Origin of the sequence: Methylocystis sp. H62 (assembly GCF_015709515.1) — a bacterium.
In the GTDB taxonomy this organism is placed as follows: domain Bacteria; phylum Pseudomonadota; class Alphaproteobacteria; order Rhizobiales; family Beijerinckiaceae; genus Methylocystis.
The window spans coordinates 392,701-410,789 of the sequence record NZ_JADNQZ010000059.1; the positions used below are offsets into that span (position 1 = coordinate 392,701).

The window sequence follows — 18,089 nt, forward strand, 5'->3', positions numbered from 1 at the left end:
CCAGCGCATTGGAGCGACTCCTCTCACGCCAGTCAAACCACAGAGATGGTAGATCAGGCCGCGACTGATGTGGGCGTGGGACGCGCCCGCTCCCGGAACAGGCCGTGCAGCGCATCCCAATCGAGCACCAGTTCGCCGCCGTCGCTGCGAAGTTGCTCGTCCCAGCTCGCGAGCAGATCGAGACAGGCGTGATCGATATACTTCAGCTCGTTGAGATGCACATGGAGACGCGCGCCCCGCGGCAGGGCTTCGAAAGCGGCGGCGAGTTGCGGCAGCCGTATAAACGTCGCGGCGCCCTCCAGGTGGATCACGGTCATGCCGTTGATCTGTTCCCTGCGGATGTTGAGATGCGAGAACGTGTAGAGCAGGCGCGCGACCGCCAGACCGACGCCGACCGCAATGCCGGTCAAGACGTCGGTCGCGACCACCGTCGCCATCGTCGCCGCGTAGATGCCGGTCTCGATACGATCCTGACCCCAGAGAAAGCGCGCGAATCCGAGATTGATCAGATTGATCCCCGCGTAGACCAGCACTGCCGCGAGGCTCGCCACGGGGATGATGCGGAGCACGTCGGGCGCGAGGGTGATGAACAGCAGAATCCACAGGCCATGCAGCACGGTCGAGAGTCTCGTGCGTCCCCCCGCCGTGACATTGGCCGAACTGCGCACGATGACGCCCGATATGGGTAGCACGCCAAGAATTCCGCAAAGGAAATTGCCGACTCCCTGCGCCACCAGTTCCCTGTTGTAGCGGGTTCGCGGCGTGCGGCGCTGCATCGCATCGACGGCGGTCGCCGTCAGCAGCGATTCCGCGCTCGAAACGAACGCGAGCGACAACGCCGCCGCCCAGAGCGCGCCCTCGCCGATCCTGCCAAGGGTGTGCGTCGTCGGCAAATTCACCGCAGCCAGAAGATCGTCCGGCGCCGGGACATATTTGATGTCGAGGGCGAAGAACGCCGCAGCCGCCGTCGCCAGGCCGACGCCGATGAGCGGGGCCGGGAGAAAAGACAGCCATCTCGGCGCCCAGCGGCGCCACGCGAGAATGACGGTGACCGTGAGCAGTCCGATCAGGGCGGCGGATTGGTGCGCCTCCATCGTCAGGCCCTTCCAAACGGCGACCGGCAGCGACCAGAGATTGATGACGCCGCCGAATTCCTGTCCCGTCCCGGGCGGCGTATCGTCGACCATCACATGAAATTGCGAGGCGAAAATCAGCAAGCCGATTCCGGCGAGCATGCCCTGAATCAGCGCCGGCGCGACCGCCCGGAACACCGGTCCGAAACGCAGGGCGCCGGCCGCAATCTGAATCACGCCCGACATTATCACGATGAGCCCGAAGACCTCGAAGCCGAGGTCCTTGATGAACACGGCGGCCATCACGGCCGCGCCATTCGCCGCGCCGCTCACCTGCAGCGGACAGCCCGAAAGCATGCCGACGACGATGCCGCCGATGACGCCGCTGATGAGGCCGACGGCGGCGGCGTTCTCGAAGGGAAAGCCGGCGACGAGCGCGAGACCCATCGACAAGGGAAGGGCGACGAGCAGCACGACGATGGAAGCGAAGACGTCGTCTTTAATCCTCGAGAGACGAGAAGGCGCGACATCAAGATCTAAAGACATTTTCGCATCCTTTAATGGTTCAGGTTCGCGGAGGCGGCGCGAGGTCAAACCTCGACGTTGACGCGTTCTCTCTCTTCGTGCGCAGGCATTTCCGATGGCGTCGGCGCAAGCGCGAATTGGCGCGTCGCGGGGTCATAAACAAAGACTTCGCCTGTCTCGATCTTGTAGACCCAGCCATGCAGCCTCAGTTTGTCCTGAGCGAGGGCGGAGGCGACGACAGGATGCGTGCGCAGGTTTTCGAGTTGCGCGAGCACATTCTCCTGGATGGCGACGTTGAGCTGTTCTGCCCCGGTTCTGTCCGCGTATTTTTCGTGCATGATGCGCCGTGTGGCTTCGGCGTGCGACAGCCAGTCGCTCAGCGCGGGAAAGGCTGTGGCCGGCGGCGGATCGAGCAGGCCCTTCATCGCCCCGCAATGCGAATGGCCGCAGACGATGATGTCCTTGACGCCAAGGCCGGCGATCGCGAATTCGATGGTCGCCGCTTCGCCGCCGCGCACGGCGCCGTAGGGCGGCACGAGATTGCCGGCGTTGCGCAGGATGAAAAGGTCTCCAGGCGCCGACTGGGTGAGCAGGCACGGGTCGATGCGCGAATCGGCGCAGGTGATGAACAGCGTCTCCGGCGCCTGCCCCTGGGCGAGGCGCTCGAACAAGTCGCGCTGGCTACCGAACACCTGCGACTGGAAGTGGTGTAGGCCTTCGATTAACCGCTGCACCTTGAACTCCTATTGCTTAGCGTCAGATCGCGCCGTGAAGTCGCGCTCCAACCGCATGAAAACAGCCCGAGCGTCTCTGGCGGCCGCGTCAATTCAGGCCGCCGGTTCCTTCATCCGCCTGCTCCGATCCGCCCACGTCGTCGGCCGTCGGCGGTCGGCAATCCGCATCTGCGTTGCGCGTGCGCAATTGGCTAAAGAGGTCGCAAAGCAGGCAGTGTCCAGGAGCGCCGTCGATGAATTCACGCCCGGTGGCGAATCCGGGCGACGCCAGCGCACCGGCCAAGGCCAGCGCGATGAGTGCGAAGCGATGCGCCATTGCCTGTCCTCCTTTTCGTCGAGCGCCGCCGCGACGCTGACGTCATCAAAGATGGCGCAGGGGATTGATATTGAAAATAAGGATATATAAATTAGTTACATCGATAAAAGCTATGGAACCATGGACCGTCTCAACTATCAGCACCTGTTCTACTTCTGGAACGTCGCCCGGGAGGGCGGCGTCACCCGCGCGAGCGAAAAGCTCGGATTGGCGCAGCCGACGATCAGCGGCCAGATCGCGGTTCTGGAGGAGTCGATCGGCGCGCAGCTCTTCCGCAAGGAAGGCCGCAATCTCGTGATGACCGAAACCGGACGCACGGTGTTCAATTACGCCGACGAAATATTTTCGCTGGGCCGCGAACTCGGCAGCGCCTTGAAGAACCGCGCCGGGGCGGTAAGCGTCAGGCTGAGCGTCGGCGTCTCCAACGCCCTGCCGAAACTTCTCGTCTATCGTCTGCTCGAACCCGCGCTCGCCGCGCATAATCAAGTCGTCTGTCATGAGGATAAAACCGAGCGCCTCCTGGCTGAACTGCCAGTGCACGGAGTCGATCTCGTGTTTTCAGACTGGCCTGCGACAGGCGCCGCGGATGCGCGGATCTACAATCATCCGATCGGCGAATGCGGGGTGGCTGCGTTTGCGACGCTCGAACTGCAGCAGCGCTATCGGAAGAATTTCCCGCGTTGCCTTGACGGTGCGCCGCTCTTGCTGCCGACGACGAACACGGCGCTGCGACGTTCGCTCGACCAATGGCTGGACGCCAACAGTCTGTTTCCGAAAATCGTCGCGGAAGTCGAGGACAGCGCCCTGCTGAAGACATTCGGGGCGGGGGGCGCCGGCGTCTTCATGGCGCCGACCGCCGTTCGCGCCCAGGTCGAGGAGCAATATGGCGTTAAATATATCGCGACGCTGGACGGGGTCAGCGAACGATTCTATGCGATCACCGCGCAGAGAAAGATCAAGCACGCGGGAGTCGCGGCCATTCTCGAGAGCGCCCGGGACTGGCTGGTCTAATCGTTGAACACGCGCGTCACATGACCCATCTTGCGGCCCGCGCGCGTCTCTTTTTTTCCGTAAAGATGCAGACAGGCGCCGTCTTCGCGCGCCAGCTCCGGCCATGCGTTGACGTCCTCGCCAATCAGATTGCGCATCTCGACGCGACGGCCGTGCCGGCGCGTGGCGCCGAGCGGCCAGCCGGCGACCGCGCGCATATGCTGCTCGAATTGCGAGGTCAGCGCGCCGTCGAGCGTCCAATGTCCGGAGTTATGCACGCGCGGCGCAATTTCATTCACGATCAAGGTTTCGCGGTCGCCATCGCGGACCACGAACATCTCGACCGCGATCACGCCGACGTAATCGGCGGCCTCGGCGAGGCGCCGGGCGACGTCGACCGCCCTTGTCGCGGTTTCCTCGGAGATCTCCGCGGGCGCCAGAGTCCTCGCTAGAATGTGTTGTTCATGGAAATTCTCGCACACGTCATAGGCGCGAAACTCGCCGGAAAGTCCGCGCGCCGCGACGACGGACACTTCCTTTTCGAAGGGCACGACGCTCTCCAGAATGCATGGCGCGCCGCCAAGCGTGCGAAAGGCGACCGCGAGGTCGCCGCCATCGCGCAATTGCGTCTGACCCTTGCCGTCGTAGCCGAGGCGCCGCGTCTTCAGGATCGAGTTGCGGCCGAGCTGCGCGACGGCGCGCGCAAGCGCGCCGGCGTTGTCGACGGCGACGAAATCGGCCGTCGCGATCCCGAGGCTTTGCACGAACTGCTTCTCGATGAGCCTATCCTGAGTCAGGGCCAGCGCCCTGGGATTGGGGCGCACCGGCCGATGCGCCTCGAGCACTTGCGCCGTGCGGGCGGGCACGTTCTCGAATTCATACGTCACGACGTCGACAGATTCGGCGAAGGCGGCGAGAGCGGCTTCGTCGTTAAAGCCGGCTTGCGTACGGGCGGCGCACACGTCGAAGGCCGGATCGTCGGACACTGGAGAGAAAACATGCGCCTTCAGTCCGAGGCGCGCGCCCGCCAGCGCCAGCATGCGCGCGAGCTGGCCGCCGCCAAGAATGCCGATCGTCGCGCCCGGCGCGAGCATCAAGCGCCGTCGCGCGGCGTCGCCGCCACGCTGTCCGTCTGACGCGCGCGATAGTCGGCGAGTCGCGCGGCGAGCGCCTTGTCGGCGAGGGCAAGAATCGCGGCGGCGAGCAGCGCGGCGTTGATCGCGCCGGCCTTGCCGATGGCGAGGGTTCCCACGGGCACGCCGCCCGGCATCTGCACGATCGAGAGAAGCGAATCGAGGCCCTTCAGCGCTTCCGATTCGACCGGAACGCCGAGGACCGGCAGCCGCGTCATCGCGGCTGTCATGCCCGGCAGATGCGCGGCGCCGCCAGCCCCGGCGATGATGACCTGGAAGCCTTCCGATTCGGCGCCCTTCGCGAACGTCGCCAGTCGATCGGGCGTGCGATGGGCCGAAACGATGCGCGCGTCGCAGCCGATATCGAGCGCCGCGAGAGTTTCCACCGCGTGGCGCATCGTCGCCCAGTCGGATTGCGACCCCATGATGACGGCGACGGGCGGTTTCGACTTCCCCACACTGCATTCCTTTACAAAGGGAAGCCATGCGGCATAGACGATGGCTTCTCGATAGGCAAGCGCGCGATCGGCGTCGATCGCGGACCGATTTCGCTTCGCGAGCGGGCGGCGCCCGCGCTAAGACTCCACAGCATTCTCTCTATCGGCGTGGACGAATTATGGATGAAAGCCTGAGACAAGCGGTCGCCGTGCTGGCGGTGGCGATGATCGTGGCGATCGCCGCCCGTCAAATCAGACTGCCCTATACCGTCGGGCTGGTCATCGTCGGCGCCGCCGTCGCGTTGTCGGGCGCCGACTTCGCGCCGCATCTCACGCATGATCTGATCTTTGATTTGATCTTGCCGCCGCTGCTGTTCGAGGCGGCGCTGACTCTGTCCTGGCGCGAACTGGTGCGCGATTCGCTGCCTTTGCTCTTGCTCGCGGGAATCGGAACGGTCGTTTCCGCAGCGGTTGTCACGGCGTCGATGACGACGTTGCTCGGCTGGCCGCTCTTCTCGGCGATGCTGTTTGGCGCGCTGATCGCAGCGACGGATCCGGTCGCGATCATTGCGATGTTCAAGGACAACCGGATCAAAGGCCGCATGCGGCTGCTGGTCGAAAGCGAAAGCCTGCTCAACGACGGCGCTGCGGCGGTGCTCTTCGTCATGGCGCTCGCCTTCGTGCAAAGCGGCGGCGCGGACCAGAGCGCCGCGGCGACCGCCCTCACGCTTGTGAAAGTCGTGTTCGGCGGCGTCGTTGTCGGGGGTTTGTTCGGCGGGGCGGCCATCCTCGCCTCGCTGCGCACCTCGGAACATCTCATCGAAGCGGCGCTGACCACCATCGCCGCGTTCGGCTCGTTTCTGGTCGCAGAATATTTCCATGTCTCCGGCGTGCTGGCGACGGTGACGGCCGGTCTCGTCATGGGCAATCTGGGCCTGCTGAGCGAGCAGGAAGGCGGCTACATCAGTCTCAAGGGGCGCGAATTCGTTCTGTCCTTTTGGGATTTCGCGGCTTTTCTGGCCAATTCCATGGTGTTTCTCATGATTGGCGCGGATGTGGCGTCGACCCCGTTCGGCGCCGTTGGAGCGACGGCGCTGGCCGTGGGGATCGCTACGGTGCTTTGCGCGCGCGCCATCGTCGTCTATCCGTTGAGTTCGTTATTTTTCCTTTCGCGATGGAAGATCTCGTTTCGCGAGCAGCATGTTCTCTGGTGGGGCGGCTTGCGCGGCGCGCTTGCGCTCGCCCTGGCGCTGTCGCTTCCGGGCGATCTGCCGCAACGCGACGAGATACTCGCCATCACTTTCGCCGTAGTCGGCTTCTCGATTGTGGTTCAGGGCCTGACCATGCCGCTGCTGCTCCGCGCATTGGGCTTCGTGCCGGGGCGGCCGTAAGTCCGCCCTCTGCGCGGCGGAAGAGGAAACCAGCTTAGGCGATGATGTCGGGCGTAAGCTGGTCTTCGAGATAGGCGATGCGATCGCGCAGCAGCAGCTTGCGCTTCTTCAGCCGCTGAATCTGCAGCTGATCGGAGACGCCGACCGCCAGCAACGCGTCGATCGCGGTCTCCAGATCGTGATGCTCCAGCCGAAGCCGTGCGACTTCAGCGCGAGTCGCGCTCGTTTCGATCTCGCTCGTTTCGTTCATTGACAGCCGCCGTTGAGCGCCATTGAACGCTGAGGAATCGATGGCGCTGGAGCGCAATTATCGCGCCGCAGCCATGGCGCGTTCAAGCGAATTGCTCTGTCGTCATTCATAGGCGCTCCGCATCTCCTCGATTGCAGCGATCTTGGCGTAGAGCGGCGCCCAGTCGTCGCGCTCGGCGATCGCCGCCCAAAGCGCCTCGACTTCGTCGATGAGCATCGTACAGGGCGCCGCGCCCTGGAAATAGGGGTGATCGAGGCGCGCGGAAGGCGCCGGTTCGTGTGCGGCCAAAGCGGCGCGCAGCGGCGCGAAGGCTTCCGCGTCATAGTGCGCCGCCGACGGACTGTGTTTGGCGCGCCCGGCGGACGCCAAGCCGCCGCGCCAGTCGAAGAAGGTCCGTTCGAAAGGGGCCTGCGTCACTGTCAGAAAATCGACGAAGGCCTTCGCCAGCGCCGCGTCGGCTTCCTCGCCGGCCGAGGCGAGCCCGAGCCGATTGAGCAGCGCCGCGCGAAACTCCTGCTGGATACGCGTGGGAAAGGTCGCCAGCACCTTTTCGGCGGTCTTTAGCCCGATGAGGGGGATCAGACATTCGGCCAGACGGGACAGATTCCAGCCGAGCGCGCCGGGTTGACGCCCGAAGGCGTAAAGCCCGCTTTCGTCGAAATAGGCGGCGGTGAAGGTCGGGTCATAGACTGGCGCGAAGCGCCATGGCCCATAGTCGAAGCTCTCGCCGGTGACGTTGATATTGTCGGAATTCAGCACGCCGTGAACGAAGCCTGACGCCATGTAGCCGGCGCCGAGCCGGGCGACCCGCGCTACGACCTCTTCGAGAAAGGCGAGGGCCCTCTCCGGCGCCGGCAGATCGGCGATGGCGGGGAAATAGTGACGGCAGACGTGGTCGAGTAGCCTCTCGATCGCCGCGGCGTCGTCATGGAAGGCGAGGCGCTGAAACGTTCCGATGCGAATATGCGAATGCGACAGGCGCACCAGCACGCTGGAGCGCGTCGGCGAGGGTTCGTCGCCGCGCATCAGCGCCTCGCCCGTTTCAATCAGGCTGAAGGTCTTGGAGGTGTCGACGCCGAGCGCCTCGAGCATCTCGGTCGCCAGAATCTCGCGCACGCCGCCCTTGAGCGTCAGCCGCCCGTCGCCGCGCCGCGACCAGGGAGTCTGGCCGCTGCCCTTGGTGCCGAGATCGAGCAGGCGGCCGTCCTTGGCGTCGCGCAACTGCGCGAACAGGAAGCCGCGACCGTCGCCGAGATCCGAGTTGTACACGCGGAATTGGTGGCCGTGGTAGCGCAGCGCCAGCGGATGCGCGAACCCGCCCGGAAGCGGCGAAAAACGCCCCAAATGCTCGATCCATTCCGCATCGCTCAGAGCGTCGAGGCCGACCCGCGCCGCCCAACGCTGATTGCGGTAGCGGAGTCGATGTTCGGGGAAACTGGCGGGTGCGACGCGGTCGAAGAAGGGCTCGCCCAGACCTTCGTGTAGCGTCTCGGGGCGATAAAGCTCGGTGACGGGCATAAGGACGAGGTCTCGCAAATCGCGCGCCGCGGCGCGAACGCCCAAAAAAATAAGGCGGAGATCTCTCTCCGCCCATGGCGTAAAGCAGAAAGTGAGCGAAGGGAAACGCTAATGTCGCGTTTCGCTAATCGACAATTTGGCGAGCTCGTCCTTGATCTGCAGCTTCTTGCGTTTGAGTTCCAGGATCTTCAATTCGTCCGATTGGGGATGCAGCTGTTCCTGCTCGATCTCCTTTTTGATCGCGTCATGGCGGCGCTGGAGTTCGACGATATGGCCCTGCAAGGACATGCGAAACCTCCTTAACTTCTCTCCGCTCGACAAGCGGGAGGGGCGTTAAGTCTGCCACAAAGCGGGCGCGCCGCAAGACTCGAAATCGCGCCACGTCACAAAACTTTTGCATGCGAAGCCCATGGCCTTTACGGAACGTCAATTCTTTCCGTGGCTTGCGGGCGAGGCTGATTCCCAACGTCGCAGGCGAAGCCCGCTTGCGCGTCGCCGCGTACGTCAGTATAGACGGGCGCTCCGGCCCACGGGCCTGGGGGCGCGTAGCTCAGCGGGAGAGCACTACGTTGACATCGTAGGGGTCACAGGTTCAATCCCTGTCGCGCCCACCATAAAAATCAAAAGCTTACGAAAAGCTTCGGAAAACACCCCCTCACATTGGAAGCAGGTTGGAAGCAGGCCGCGCTTGCGATAGACTCCCGCGCGACATGATTTGCACGCGGAGGCTTGATGCGCGTCGTCGGTGAATGCACATCGCTATCCGAGCTGATGAAGCTCGTCGCGGCTCGGCGCTATGAACTGCGGATCGCGAGCCTTGCCTTAGACCAAGCGGTCGGTGTCGCCGATGGATATGTCAGCAAGCTCGAATGCGGCATGAAGCGGCCAGGCGAAATGTCTCTGCCCTCCATCTTGGGCGCGCTCGGTCTCAAGCTCCAGGTCATCGCCGACGATGACGCGCTGCCGGCGAGCGTCCGGGCGCTGGTCGGCACGTCGCACTACGTTCCGCCCAGTCACCGGCCAGACGAAGCCGACCTCGCCGCGTAATTCGCGCAATCCACTGGCGGGCGATGGGGGTGGGGGCCTTTTGCGCGAAGGCCGGGTAGGGCCAAAAAACGGGTCGCCGACCCCTATCTCGTGCTTCAGCCGCACACTTCTCCCTCCCCAAAACCCGGCTGATATGGGAGGAAATCGGCCTTGCCGCCATTTTTTCTCGGCCTACGGAGATTTTGGCCATTCGGTTGGCGTGCTTAGCGGTCGCCCCCCGCACGCCTCGCCCCTCAAAAAATTTCGCCTGTCAGAAATTATCCGGGGCTATGGCAGTGAGGCTGCTTCTCGTAATGGTTGTGCGCACGTCAAAAATCGCCTTTACGTGTCAAGGCTTCCTTGACAAAACGGTGGCGGTGCGTTGGAATTTTTTGCGGCGCTGGGAGGGTGATGGGCCCGGCGCGAGAGGCAAACTCGGCCGGGCCATCGTGCGGTTGCTGAAACGGACACCGCCGACTTGCGGTAATTGGATACCACTTCCGCGAGAGACTTTCCAGCCCGGCGAGAGCCGATCGAGCCTCAGATAAATTGCCCGCCACCGCGGCGCATTGGTCGAAGAGGCCATCCGGGGGCAGACGACCGGGCGTCTTCACCTCCATGAGGGCTTCCGCGCCGGGCAAACGCCGCCGCTGGCTATGCCCGCATCCGAGACTTGAACGGCAAACCTCGCGGGGGTTCCTCGCGGCCGGGCGGCTGGCCCCCGATATCGGGCATCTCGGGTATACGGTCTAGGGTGGCTCCCCATTTCCGCTTGGCGCTTAGCCGGGATTAGCGGAAGGCGGATTATTGCTTAAATTTCCTTCGCTGGCGCTGGCGCGGATGGTCTTGCGAACCCTGCGCAATTTACCGGCGACCTGCTGTCCGGCTTTTCGCTTTTCTTAAGCGCCTTGTTTCAGACTCGCGGCGAAAATTTTTTCCAGTCGAGCATTTTATGACCGATTATCCCGATTTCACGCATATCAGCTACATCAATAGGGCGTCGAGCATTCTCGGTGAATTTATGGAAAGGGATCGTCGCCAAAAGAACGCGCTCGCCAATGCGATGATATTCGCTGCTGATAAAGTAGCTGAACACTCGGGTGTCCAAGGCGGCTTTCTGGGGCCTTTTGACATTAACGCTCTCGCTACGATTGGGCAGATGGGCGCGCTCGCCGAAGAAATCTCGGAATTATTCGTGGATCAGCGCGATGCCGCCGGGTTTATGGGATGCTGTTCTTACGCCGCGATATCGGTGATGTGTTTCTTGCGCGCCGGCCGGTATCACAATGATCCGGCAGCTGCCGAACTTGCAACGCTGGTTGTCGAGCTGTTCGGTACTGCCAAAGCAGCCCGCGACTGAGCCGCTGTTCCCGTCGCGGGGGAATTCGTGTCAGCCAAGGAAAAAGGAGCGGCGCCGAAGTGAATGCCGCTAGATTGGCGGTTGCCGCGCTCGTTGCCCTATGCGCGACAGCCTTTGCCGCCGATCTGCCGCTCAACCCCGCCGTGACCCAAATTCGCCGGCGACACGATTTGTGTTCCGGGCTGGGCGAAGACGCAGCGGCCGTCAGGGCGATATACGGGTCGGCGTAAGGTCCGCCGCATGATGCCGCGAATGAGGCTTGACGCTCGTTTCGGTGCCGTGCAGCATGCGGTCGCTTATACTTATGACAGATAGCATGACCTTGTCTCGAACTGAACTTTCGTGCTCCGGCGCCAAGAGGGGCAGCGTGACTCGTTCGGAACTCGCAGACGCGATCCACCGAAAAGTCGGCGTGCCACGGGCCGAATGCGCGAAATACATTGACATAGTGCTTGAAGAAATTTTCGAGTGCATCGTCGCACGCGAAGAAGTCAGGCTCTCCTCCTTCGGCACCTTTCTGGTGCGGGCCAAAAAGGAGCGGCTGGGGCGCAATCCGAAAACGGGCGTAAGCGCCAAGATTTCGGCGCGGCTGGTCGTCTCCTTCAAGCCGTCCAACATCATGCTCGCAAAAATCAACGGCGACGCTTGACGTTGCGGCGCATGCTGTGAGGGCGTAGCATTGCGTCAGCGTCGGTGCTCCGTCGCAACAAAACGCCCCGACCGTGGATGTAACGGCGGGGCGTTTTTGTGCCCCAGGGGCGGGACTGTCCCGTCGACGCTCAACGTTCCGCTATGGGCTTTAAGCAACGATCGTCGTATAGCTTGATTCATGCACCCTGCCGCCAGACGTTTTGAGGATGTGCCGATCGGAATCGGTTCCTATACGGTTCCCGAGGCGTCACGTTTGATCAAGACGCCGGCACGCAACATTCGCCGGTGGCTTGGTGGGTATTCTCATAAGAATCGAGGCATGGCGGTTGAAATTCCTCCGCTGTGGACGCCGCAGATTCCAAGGCTAGACGACCACATTGAGCTCGGCTTTCGCGATCTGATCGAGCTCCGCTTCGTTCAGGCGTTCATCGACGCCGGCTTGGGGCTAAAGACCATCCGCAATTGTCTGGAATACGCGCGCGAGTGCGCGAATGACGACCGGCCGTTTTCCACGCGGCGGTTCAAGACCGATGGCAGAACCATTTTTCTCGATAGCCTGAAGCAGTCCGGCGACACGGAGCTGCTTGATCTCAAGAAGCGCCAATTCGTATTCAAACGCGTTATCGAGCGAAGCTTCAAGGATTTGGATATTTCCGATGAGGCGGTTGCTCGTTGGCGGCCTCTCAACGGGAAGGACACCATCGTGCTCGACCCGAAACGCGCCTTTGGCCAACCCATCACAGCTAATTTCGGCGTGCCAACTGTCGTGCTTGCGGACGCCCTGAAAGTCGAGGGGTCAGTTGAGCGCGTCGCGAAGATTTATGAAGTTTCCGCGTCAGTTGTTCGAGATGCAGTGAAATTTGAAGAATCCCTCCTCGCGGCGTGAAAGTTCTCCTCGACGAGCACCTTCCTCCAGCGCTCGCTAGAGCCCTAAACGCCCTTTTTGCTGGAGAACATGAGATCATCCATCTTCGCGATAGGTTTGGTCCACGCGTTACTGACGTTGAATGGATCGAAGCGCTCGGCCGGGAAGGCCGATGGATCGTCATATCGGCGGATCGGCGTATAACGAGGAACAAAGCGGAGTATCACGCATTCCGAAACTCTAAGCTCATCGGCTTCTTCATGTCTCCCAGCCTTTACAAGAGCAAGATCACTAAGCAGGCTGAGCGCCTGCTGGCGCTATGGGAAGGCATTGTCGATCTCGCTGGCCGCGTGGAAGGTGGCGCGATGTTCGAACTGCCCATGAAAACCACCACTCGATTCCGACAGCTAAAGCCGTAGTATGGAAGGCGCTCACCCCTCGCTTGATAGTCCGGCCAGTCCGGCATGATCGTCACCTCGCGTTCGCGGCATCTGACATAGCGTGCGCGACCGTCTGCGTGACGGGCTCCGCGGCGATTGACGAGCCCCCTCCGGCCAGGTTGTCCTCGAAATAAACATAGGCGAGCGCGACACCGCCCGCATCTTCCACGCACAGAAAAGGGGCCGGCCCTGGGGGCTGGCCCCTGATCGCTTCGAAAAGCGCAAGGTTTTTGCAACGTTCAAATCATTGCGCGTCTGGTCGGAAGGCACAGTGCGCGGGCGCACAGGATGATCGATTTCTGCGCCCCTTCCAGATGCGTCAACGCCGCTAAGGCGCATTCGATCACAGCCGTGGCGTTCTCCTTCTTACTTTCCGCCATGATCCTGACTCATCGAGTGTGAGAGTATTGATCACGCGATTCGAATTTAGGAGCGCGACAATGAACGCCGATCGATCAAGCGAGCCTCGATACAACATTGTCATCTGGAAAAAGGACAAACAAGTCGGAACACTGCGAGACCATGGTGCGAGCCAGGCATGGAGTTCCTTCGGCGGAGCCGTCGCGCGCTATAGAGGTTCGGCCGACAGCCACCGCGTGGAACTTTACGACGGGCCGAACTTGATTGAGGCTTGGACTTCCGAAGAGGGACACAAAGCACTTTCCGCCTAAAAATCGCGGGTCGCAAAAATCTCGGCAATCAGCGTCGGATCAGCGTCGCCGACGCCCGAGCGGTTCACCCGAGGCGAGACGATCCATTCCTGCAGCGCATCCTCTGGCGGCGGATGCAACAGCGCGCCAGGATCGTCTCCCGCCATCCATGCGCCGGCGTCTCGCCAGTCGAGAATGATCGGCATGCGATCGTGAAAGCGCGTCATCCAATTGTTCGCCGCGCCGACAATGATCGTGGCGGAGTCGACCTGTGCGTCGCTTTCGGCGTCGCGCCATGTCTCCCATAGCGCAGCGAAGGCGAGAGGCCGACCATCGGGCGCGCTGAAATAGTGGGGCGTCTTCGCGCCTTTGGCGCCCGTCCACTCATAGAAGCCGGGCGCCGGAATGACGCAGCGCCGGCTCTTGAACGCCGATCGAAACATCGGCTTCTCGGCGACCGTCTCGGCGCGGGCGTTAAACGTCGAGGGAAGCTCGCTCAGCGGCTTTTTCCACCAAGAGGGCAGAAGCCCCCATCGCATGGGAACAAGGTCACTGCCGCCCGATGTAGGACGGAGGACCTCAATTCTGGTTGTCGGCGCGATGTTGTAGCGGGGCCCGAGGTTTCGCGGCTGGCCGATCAGGTCGGCGAGCCGGTGAAGTTCTTCCCAAGACAGATGTTGCGTGAAGCGTCCGCACATGGCGGGAGCATAGCGAGAACGTCAGACACATCAACCGTCGCGCACGTATGGAGTGTTGCGTCGAATTTTGACTTGAAAGGCAGTAATCCCCAGTATGCCAATTCTAAAAAAATCACGTCGCTCGAATAGCTTAGACTGCATAACAAATACACTCTTGCTTGGCGTAGTAAATAATTGTTTCATAAAAAAAGGGGGGGACGGGGAAAATTGCAAACTCATCTTCGTGACTTTTATATCTCATGCGCAATCGCTGCCAGTATCGCGCTTGCTGGCGTCACAAAAATGCTGGGGTGGTGGTGATGTAGTCGGTGAAATTCGGGGTGTTTCACATTTTCCCTATAGAAATCATTTTACGCTGACAGCTCCTATACGAGCGAATTACCAATCAAATCGCGCGCCATTTGGAAGCTTGTTTATGAGAAAATCCTGGGTGCTTCCGTTTTCATTCCCCGCCTCCACTAACGAACGAATTCTTCGTGCTCGGCGAGTGATCAAATTATGGCGAGTTGGTCCGGCGAATTTTTGTTGAGCGCCGACGGCGGGGCGAAGCGGGGAACGCATCGCAGCGCGAGCCCGCGATCTTCGCGCCTGGCGAGCTGCGCGTGGAGAAGCTTCTCACGCTTGATCTGGTCTTCGACGCTTTGGGTCGCAGGCTCGATTGGTTGAGGCGGCGATGCGGGGGGCGGAGTGGCGAGCGGCTGCGGGGTTGACTGAAGATGCGCCGTAGGCGGCGACTCCAAATTGAGGTTCGTGGAGATGCGGTTGAGGCCGAAGCGCTGATTTGTGTCCAGGCTCCCCTGCAGCTGCTTCGTAGCGATGGCGACGATGATCTTCGCGCCACTCCCGCGCGCAATCCAGTTTGCGCCGCAGCTCGGCGTGACGTTGCGGGCCGCCGCGAACGCTATCTCGGGGGGTCAGTCACTCGACGGGAGCAGGCGCTTGAAAATCGACCCGCCGCTGCTGAGCAGGCCCAGCGTGTCAAGATCGCGCGCGTTGTCGTTGGCGGCGTTGATCGCGTTCACGCCGCTCAACGCATAGAGCTGGGCCTGGTTGCGATCGGCTTGCGCCTGCCGGCGGATGTTGCCCGTCTGCGACGTGCGCGCCTCGTCAGCGAGATATTCGAAGCGGTTCTTGACCGCCCACGACGACGGCGAGCTGTCGACCGTGCCCGTACCCGCGAGCACCGCGTCAATGTTCGCCAGCGCGCCCTCTGTGCGTCGGCGCAGGAACGTGTCAGTCTCGGTCGCCTTCAGTTCGCCGGCCTGCGCCGCAATCTGCGCCTGCATCGCGTCGTAGAAGCGCGAGAACCCGGTGCTTTGGCCCTGCGCGCGCGCGTTCGAGGCGGCTGCTTGCCCCTTCAGGAAAAAGCCGCCCGCCTGCAGGCCGGTGGCGGCGAGAGAAAGGCCGGCGGCCACGCCCATGTCAGGCCTGGCCTTTCGGTTCGGACGCGATGAGCGCCTGCAGCCGCTCGAGAGGCGCGCGCGCTTCCATGTCAGAAACGGCCAAACATCGTGCCGGGGTCGCGCGAGTCGATCGCCACGCTCGGAGCGTGACGCTCCATTGCCTCGATCACCACGATCTGGATGGGATGAAAGTGATCCAGATTGAGCAGCATCTGAAATTGCCGCTCATCGATTTTTGCGAAGGCCTGCTCCATGGCTTCGATATCGATGCCTTGATCTTCAATCTGCCGACGCGTGACGCCGCGAGTCTCGAGCGTGCGCAAGATGCTGGCGAGAATTCCTTTCGGCTTGCTCGTGCTCGCAAAGCATTTGGTTTCGCCGCCGACAAATCGAACATAACCACGATTTTCCATCACTCGTTTCCTTCCTTCAACCGCGCTGCTAGCGCTCAATGTTTACCAAACTCGCCGACGCGATCTCTTGCGGCGTTCGATCGCGCGCTCGTCTTCCTCGGTAGGCAAATTTCGCCGACGCCATCCGCGATCGACTAGCTCGTTCCAGATTTCCTCCGACGTTGGCGGTCGTTGATTTCCGAGCGGAATGACGCGCTCGCACGGAGCCCATGCTGGTGGTCTATCGGGCGGCGCGTCGGTCATTAGCTAAGGTCGCCAAAATGCGACGTGATCGCCGCATTGTGCGAGGCGGAGCTGTTTTCCTGGATGGCGGTCGATTGCTCAATCACGCAAAGCGCCGCCTGAGACGCATTCAAGAGACGGCGCAAGTTCACTGCGTTTGCGCCGCCGAGCGCGACGGCGAGCGCATCCCAGTCATCCTGCACAAGACCGGCGCGCGACAAGAGTTTCGCGTGCGACTCGTTGCGCTGAGCCGCGCGCTTGTCCAGCGCCGCAAGAATGCCTGTCGGCGCGGCTATGGTTGCCAAAATCATGGTCGTGATCCTTTTTGCGCAGCGTTCGTCACTTCGTCACATGCCGAGCGACAGGAACGTGTTTGCTGTGATTGATGGCGTCGTGCCACCGATCACCGCGTAGCAACGCAGATAGCGGTAGACGATGCCCGATTTCATGTTGCTGAAGGGAAACTGGCTGCGCGTTCCCGCCGGCCCGTAAGCCGAAGCGCCGGGCGCTGGAGTGGCGCCGGGGATGGTCGCGAAAGCACGGCCGGATGCGCCGCCAAAATTCTGCGATTGCAGAATTTCGACGTTGCCGTTTGCCCAAGCCACGTCATTCGAGCCAAGCAAGTGAAAGGTGCAGCTCTCATCGCCAGTCACCTGGTCGAGGGCCGTGATGTTGATCACCCATTCGCCGCGCACGTGCCCTTGGCCGATATCGAGCTGCGTCGGCGCGCCGAAGTAGCCGGTCGAAGTCTTGGTTTCGGCGACGGCGTTCGTGCCGAATGCGAGAGCGGCGTCGAAGGGAGCCGCCAGAGTCGGCGGCGCGAAGGGAAGGGCGTTGGGCTGAAGCGGCATATCTTTTGTCCTTGCTCGGGAGGCGGGCTACTTCGAACTCGATAACTGCTCTTTGAGCTGTTGCGCCTGTTTCGCCGCTGCCCATTTCGTCTCGAAATTCAGGCTGCGATGTTGCTCGCTGGCCATATCCCGGAGCGTCGTCTCAAACTTCGCGCGCTCGCTGGCCGGCAACGAGCTTACACGGCGTTCGATCTCGCGTTCGTTCGCCGTGCGTTTAGCGGGGTCGAGGTCGCCCGCATTCGGCAGGCTCTTGATGAACGCGCGCAGGTCAGTCATCGGCGGCCTCGTTGCTTTCCACGCGCGTGAGCATCCGCTGCTCGCGGCTGAGCGGGTGCGTGTCGACGATCGATTTGGGCTCGACGCCGCTTTCGAGAGGCGTCTGCGGGAGGTTGCTGGGCAATCGTATTACGATTCCGGCCGTGAGGTTCACGCCGACATTAACTTGCACGTTCGACTTTGCGGGCGTTTGGCCGACCGCGTCGCCGAGGATCATGCTCGCGGCCTGAATTCTGACTTTTTTGTCAGCGGCCTTGCCGTCGCCGCGGTCGCGCATGACAGCGACGACCGTATTGAGCGCTTCGGCTCGGTGGCCGTCGCGCATCGCCTGGAGTTGCAGAGCCAACTCCTTCTGAGCGATTGGCTGCGCCATGATCCAGCGCGCGTGCCTTCGGCGAGTGCGTAGTAAATCTGCGGCCTCTTCCAACTTGAGAGGCTCGCCGGGCTCAAGCGGCCGGCGCGCATCTGGGTCGAATTCGGTGGGAGCGGCGCGCGTGTATTGGCTGACGTACGCGTGGGGGCATCCAGAAATCTGATATTCGATCAACAATTTCGCCTTCGCGTCGAGCGCGGTCAGCGGCTTCTTTTTCGACGGCCGTTCATGCCCGAGAACCTGCATTCGGTTCTTCGGCGCTTCGGTTTCCTGCGTCTCGTGCGTCTCGTTCATGTCAGGCGTGTCAGCGATGCGATTGAAATTGCGCCGAAAGCCTACGCGCGAAGCAATTTTGGTCGCAACGCACCGGAAAAAATTTGGTCTCAACGCGCCCCCGAAGGCGAGCGACGGGGCTGGAGATACTTTTCCGGGAGGGGGATTTTTGCGAGCTTCGCCCAGCCGACAATTCCTGACACAGGAACGTCTGCGAGTTT

General features: G+C 62.0%; 23 protein-coding genes and 1 tRNA gene. 9 read left to right on the forward strand and 15 right to left on the reverse strand.

Going from position 1 to position 18,089, the window contains the following annotated elements:
• Positions 1-53: 53 nt before the first annotated feature.
• The 3 genes from IYY11_RS21215 to IYY11_RS21225 all read right to left on the reverse strand — a co-directional run bounded on the left by IYY11_RS21215 (position 54) and on the right by IYY11_RS21225 (position 2,648).
• Positions 54-1,619 carry a SulP family inorganic anion transporter gene (locus tag IYY11_RS21215; protein ID WP_196405697.1) on the reverse strand — a complete coding sequence of 522 codons (1,566 nt, stop codon included), beginning with the start codon at positions 1,617-1,619 and terminating at the stop codon, positions 54-56.
• 44 nt (positions 1,620-1,663) lie between these two features.
• Positions 1,664-2,332, reverse strand: a complete 669-nt coding sequence (locus tag IYY11_RS21220) for a carbonic anhydrase (protein WP_196405698.1) — start codon at positions 2,330-2,332, stop codon at positions 1,664-1,666.
• An 88-nt stretch (positions 2,333-2,420) separates the two neighbouring features.
• Entirely contained in the window at positions 2,421-2,648 is a 228-nt protein-coding gene (locus IYY11_RS21225) for a hypothetical protein (protein WP_196405699.1), read from the reverse strand.
• 120 nt (positions 2,649-2,768) lie between these two features.
• On the opposite strand from IYY11_RS21225, the gene nhaR reads away from it, so the two are divergent.
• Positions 2,769-3,659, forward strand: coding sequence for a transcriptional activator NhaR (gene nhaR, locus IYY11_RS21230; protein ID WP_196405700.1), 891 nt, complete (start codon positions 2,769-2,771; stop codon positions 3,657-3,659).
• Here the strand turns inward: nhaR and IYY11_RS21235 are convergent.
• Together IYY11_RS21235 and purE are read right to left on the reverse strand one after the other, a co-directional pair.
• A complete protein-coding gene (locus IYY11_RS21235) occupies positions 3,656-4,732 on the reverse strand; it encodes a 5-(carboxyamino)imidazole ribonucleotide synthase (RefSeq protein WP_196405918.1) in 1,077 nt (358 codons plus the stop codon). The genes nhaR and IYY11_RS21235 overlap by 4 nt on opposite strands.
• The gene (gene purE, locus IYY11_RS21240; RefSeq protein ID WP_196405919.1) at positions 4,732-5,196 is read right to left on the reverse strand and encodes a 5-(carboxyamino)imidazole ribonucleotide mutase; all 465 of its coding nucleotides are present in this window, start codon (positions 5,194-5,196) and stop codon (positions 4,732-4,734) included. Before purE ends, IYY11_RS21235 begins: the two co-directional genes overlap by 1 nt.
• A gap of 191 nt (positions 5,197-5,387) precedes the next feature.
• On the opposite strand from purE, the gene IYY11_RS21245 reads away from it, so the two are divergent.
• The gene (locus tag IYY11_RS21245; RefSeq protein WP_196405701.1) at positions 5,388-6,599 is read left to right on the forward strand and encodes a cation:proton antiporter; all 1,212 of its coding nucleotides are present in this window, start codon (positions 5,388-5,390) and stop codon (positions 6,597-6,599) included.
• Positions 6,600-6,633: 34 nt separating this feature from the next.
• Here the strand turns inward: IYY11_RS21245 and IYY11_RS21250 are convergent, their stop codons facing one another.
• From IYY11_RS21250 to IYY11_RS21260, 3 genes are all read right to left on the reverse strand, one after another.
• Entirely contained in the window at positions 6,634-6,849 is a 216-nt protein-coding gene (locus tag IYY11_RS21250) for a YdcH family protein (RefSeq protein ID WP_196405702.1), read from the reverse strand.
• Between the two features lie 102 nt (positions 6,850-6,951).
• A complete protein-coding gene (locus tag IYY11_RS21255) occupies positions 6,952-8,367 on the reverse strand; it encodes a protein adenylyltransferase SelO (protein WP_196405703.1) in 1,416 nt (471 codons plus the stop codon).
• Between the two features lie 108 nt (positions 8,368-8,475).
• Positions 8,476-8,655 (reverse strand): YdcH family protein, encoded by a 180-nt coding sequence (locus IYY11_RS21260; protein WP_196405704.1) that lies wholly within the window; start codon positions 8,653-8,655, stop codon positions 8,476-8,478.
• Between the two features lie 251 nt (positions 8,656-8,906).
• Between IYY11_RS21260 and IYY11_RS21265 the strand changes: the two genes are divergently transcribed.
• The 7 genes from IYY11_RS21265 (at position 8,907) to IYY11_RS21295 (ending at position 13,380) form a co-directional block, all read left to right on the forward strand.
• A tRNA-Val gene (locus IYY11_RS21265) sits at positions 8,907-8,981 on the forward strand.
• Between the two features lie 118 nt (positions 8,982-9,099).
• A complete protein-coding gene (locus tag IYY11_RS21270) occupies positions 9,100-9,414 on the forward strand; it encodes a hypothetical protein (RefSeq protein WP_196405705.1) in 315 nt (104 codons plus the stop codon).
• A gap of 931 nt (positions 9,415-10,345) precedes the next feature.
• A complete protein-coding gene (locus IYY11_RS21275) occupies positions 10,346-10,753 on the forward strand; it encodes a hypothetical protein (RefSeq protein WP_196405706.1) in 408 nt (135 codons plus the stop codon).
• 316 nt (positions 10,754-11,069) lie between these two features.
• Positions 11,070-11,402 carry an integration host factor subunit alpha gene (locus tag IYY11_RS21280; protein ID WP_196405920.1) on the forward strand — a complete coding sequence of 111 codons (333 nt, stop codon included), beginning with the start codon at positions 11,070-11,072 and terminating at the stop codon, positions 11,400-11,402.
• Between the two features lie 180 nt (positions 11,403-11,582).
• A complete protein-coding gene (locus IYY11_RS21285) occupies positions 11,583-12,290 on the forward strand; it encodes a hypothetical protein (RefSeq protein ID WP_196405707.1) in 708 nt (235 codons plus the stop codon).
• Positions 12,287-12,688 (forward strand): hypothetical protein, encoded by a 402-nt coding sequence (locus tag IYY11_RS21290; protein WP_196405708.1) that lies wholly within the window; start codon positions 12,287-12,289, stop codon positions 12,686-12,688. The genes IYY11_RS21285 and IYY11_RS21290 overlap by 4 nt, the downstream gene beginning before the upstream one ends.
• A 461-nt stretch (positions 12,689-13,149) precedes the next feature.
• A complete protein-coding gene (locus IYY11_RS21295; protein WP_196405709.1) occupies positions 13,150-13,380 on the forward strand; it encodes a hypothetical protein in 231 nt (76 codons plus the stop codon).
• Here IYY11_RS21295 and IYY11_RS21300 read toward each other — a convergent pair.
• The 7 genes from IYY11_RS21300 to IYY11_RS21330 form a co-directional block, all read right to left on the reverse strand.
• Positions 13,377-14,057, reverse strand: coding sequence for an SOS response-associated peptidase (locus IYY11_RS21300; RefSeq protein WP_196405710.1), 681 nt, complete (start codon positions 14,055-14,057; stop codon positions 13,377-13,379). The genes IYY11_RS21295 and IYY11_RS21300 overlap by 4 nt on opposite strands.
• Positions 14,058-14,971: 914 nt before the next feature.
• Entirely contained in the window at positions 14,972-15,478 is a 507-nt protein-coding gene (locus IYY11_RS21305) for a hypothetical protein (protein ID WP_196405711.1), read from the reverse strand.
• A gap of 71 nt (positions 15,479-15,549) precedes the next feature.
• Complete coding sequence (locus IYY11_RS21310; RefSeq protein WP_196405712.1) at positions 15,550-15,873, reverse strand: hypothetical protein; 324 nt, start codon at positions 15,871-15,873, stop codon at positions 15,550-15,552.
• A gap of 242 nt (positions 15,874-16,115) precedes the next feature.
• Positions 16,116-16,406 (reverse strand): hypothetical protein, encoded by a 291-nt coding sequence (locus tag IYY11_RS21315; protein ID WP_196405713.1) that lies wholly within the window; start codon positions 16,404-16,406, stop codon positions 16,116-16,118.
• 36 nt (positions 16,407-16,442) lie between these two features.
• Positions 16,443-16,946, reverse strand: coding sequence for a hypothetical protein (locus tag IYY11_RS21320; protein ID WP_196405714.1), 504 nt, complete (start codon positions 16,944-16,946; stop codon positions 16,443-16,445).
• Between the two features lie 27 nt (positions 16,947-16,973).
• Positions 16,974-17,222: a hypothetical protein gene (locus IYY11_RS21325; protein WP_196405715.1), complete on the reverse strand. Its 249-nt coding sequence runs from the start codon at positions 17,220-17,222 to the stop codon at positions 16,974-16,976.
• The gene (locus IYY11_RS21330; RefSeq protein WP_196405716.1) at positions 17,215-17,889 is read right to left on the reverse strand and encodes a hypothetical protein; all 675 of its coding nucleotides are present in this window, start codon (positions 17,887-17,889) and stop codon (positions 17,215-17,217) included. The genes IYY11_RS21325 and IYY11_RS21330 overlap by 8 nt, the downstream gene beginning before the upstream one ends.
• Positions 17,890-18,089: the final 200 nt, after the last annotated feature.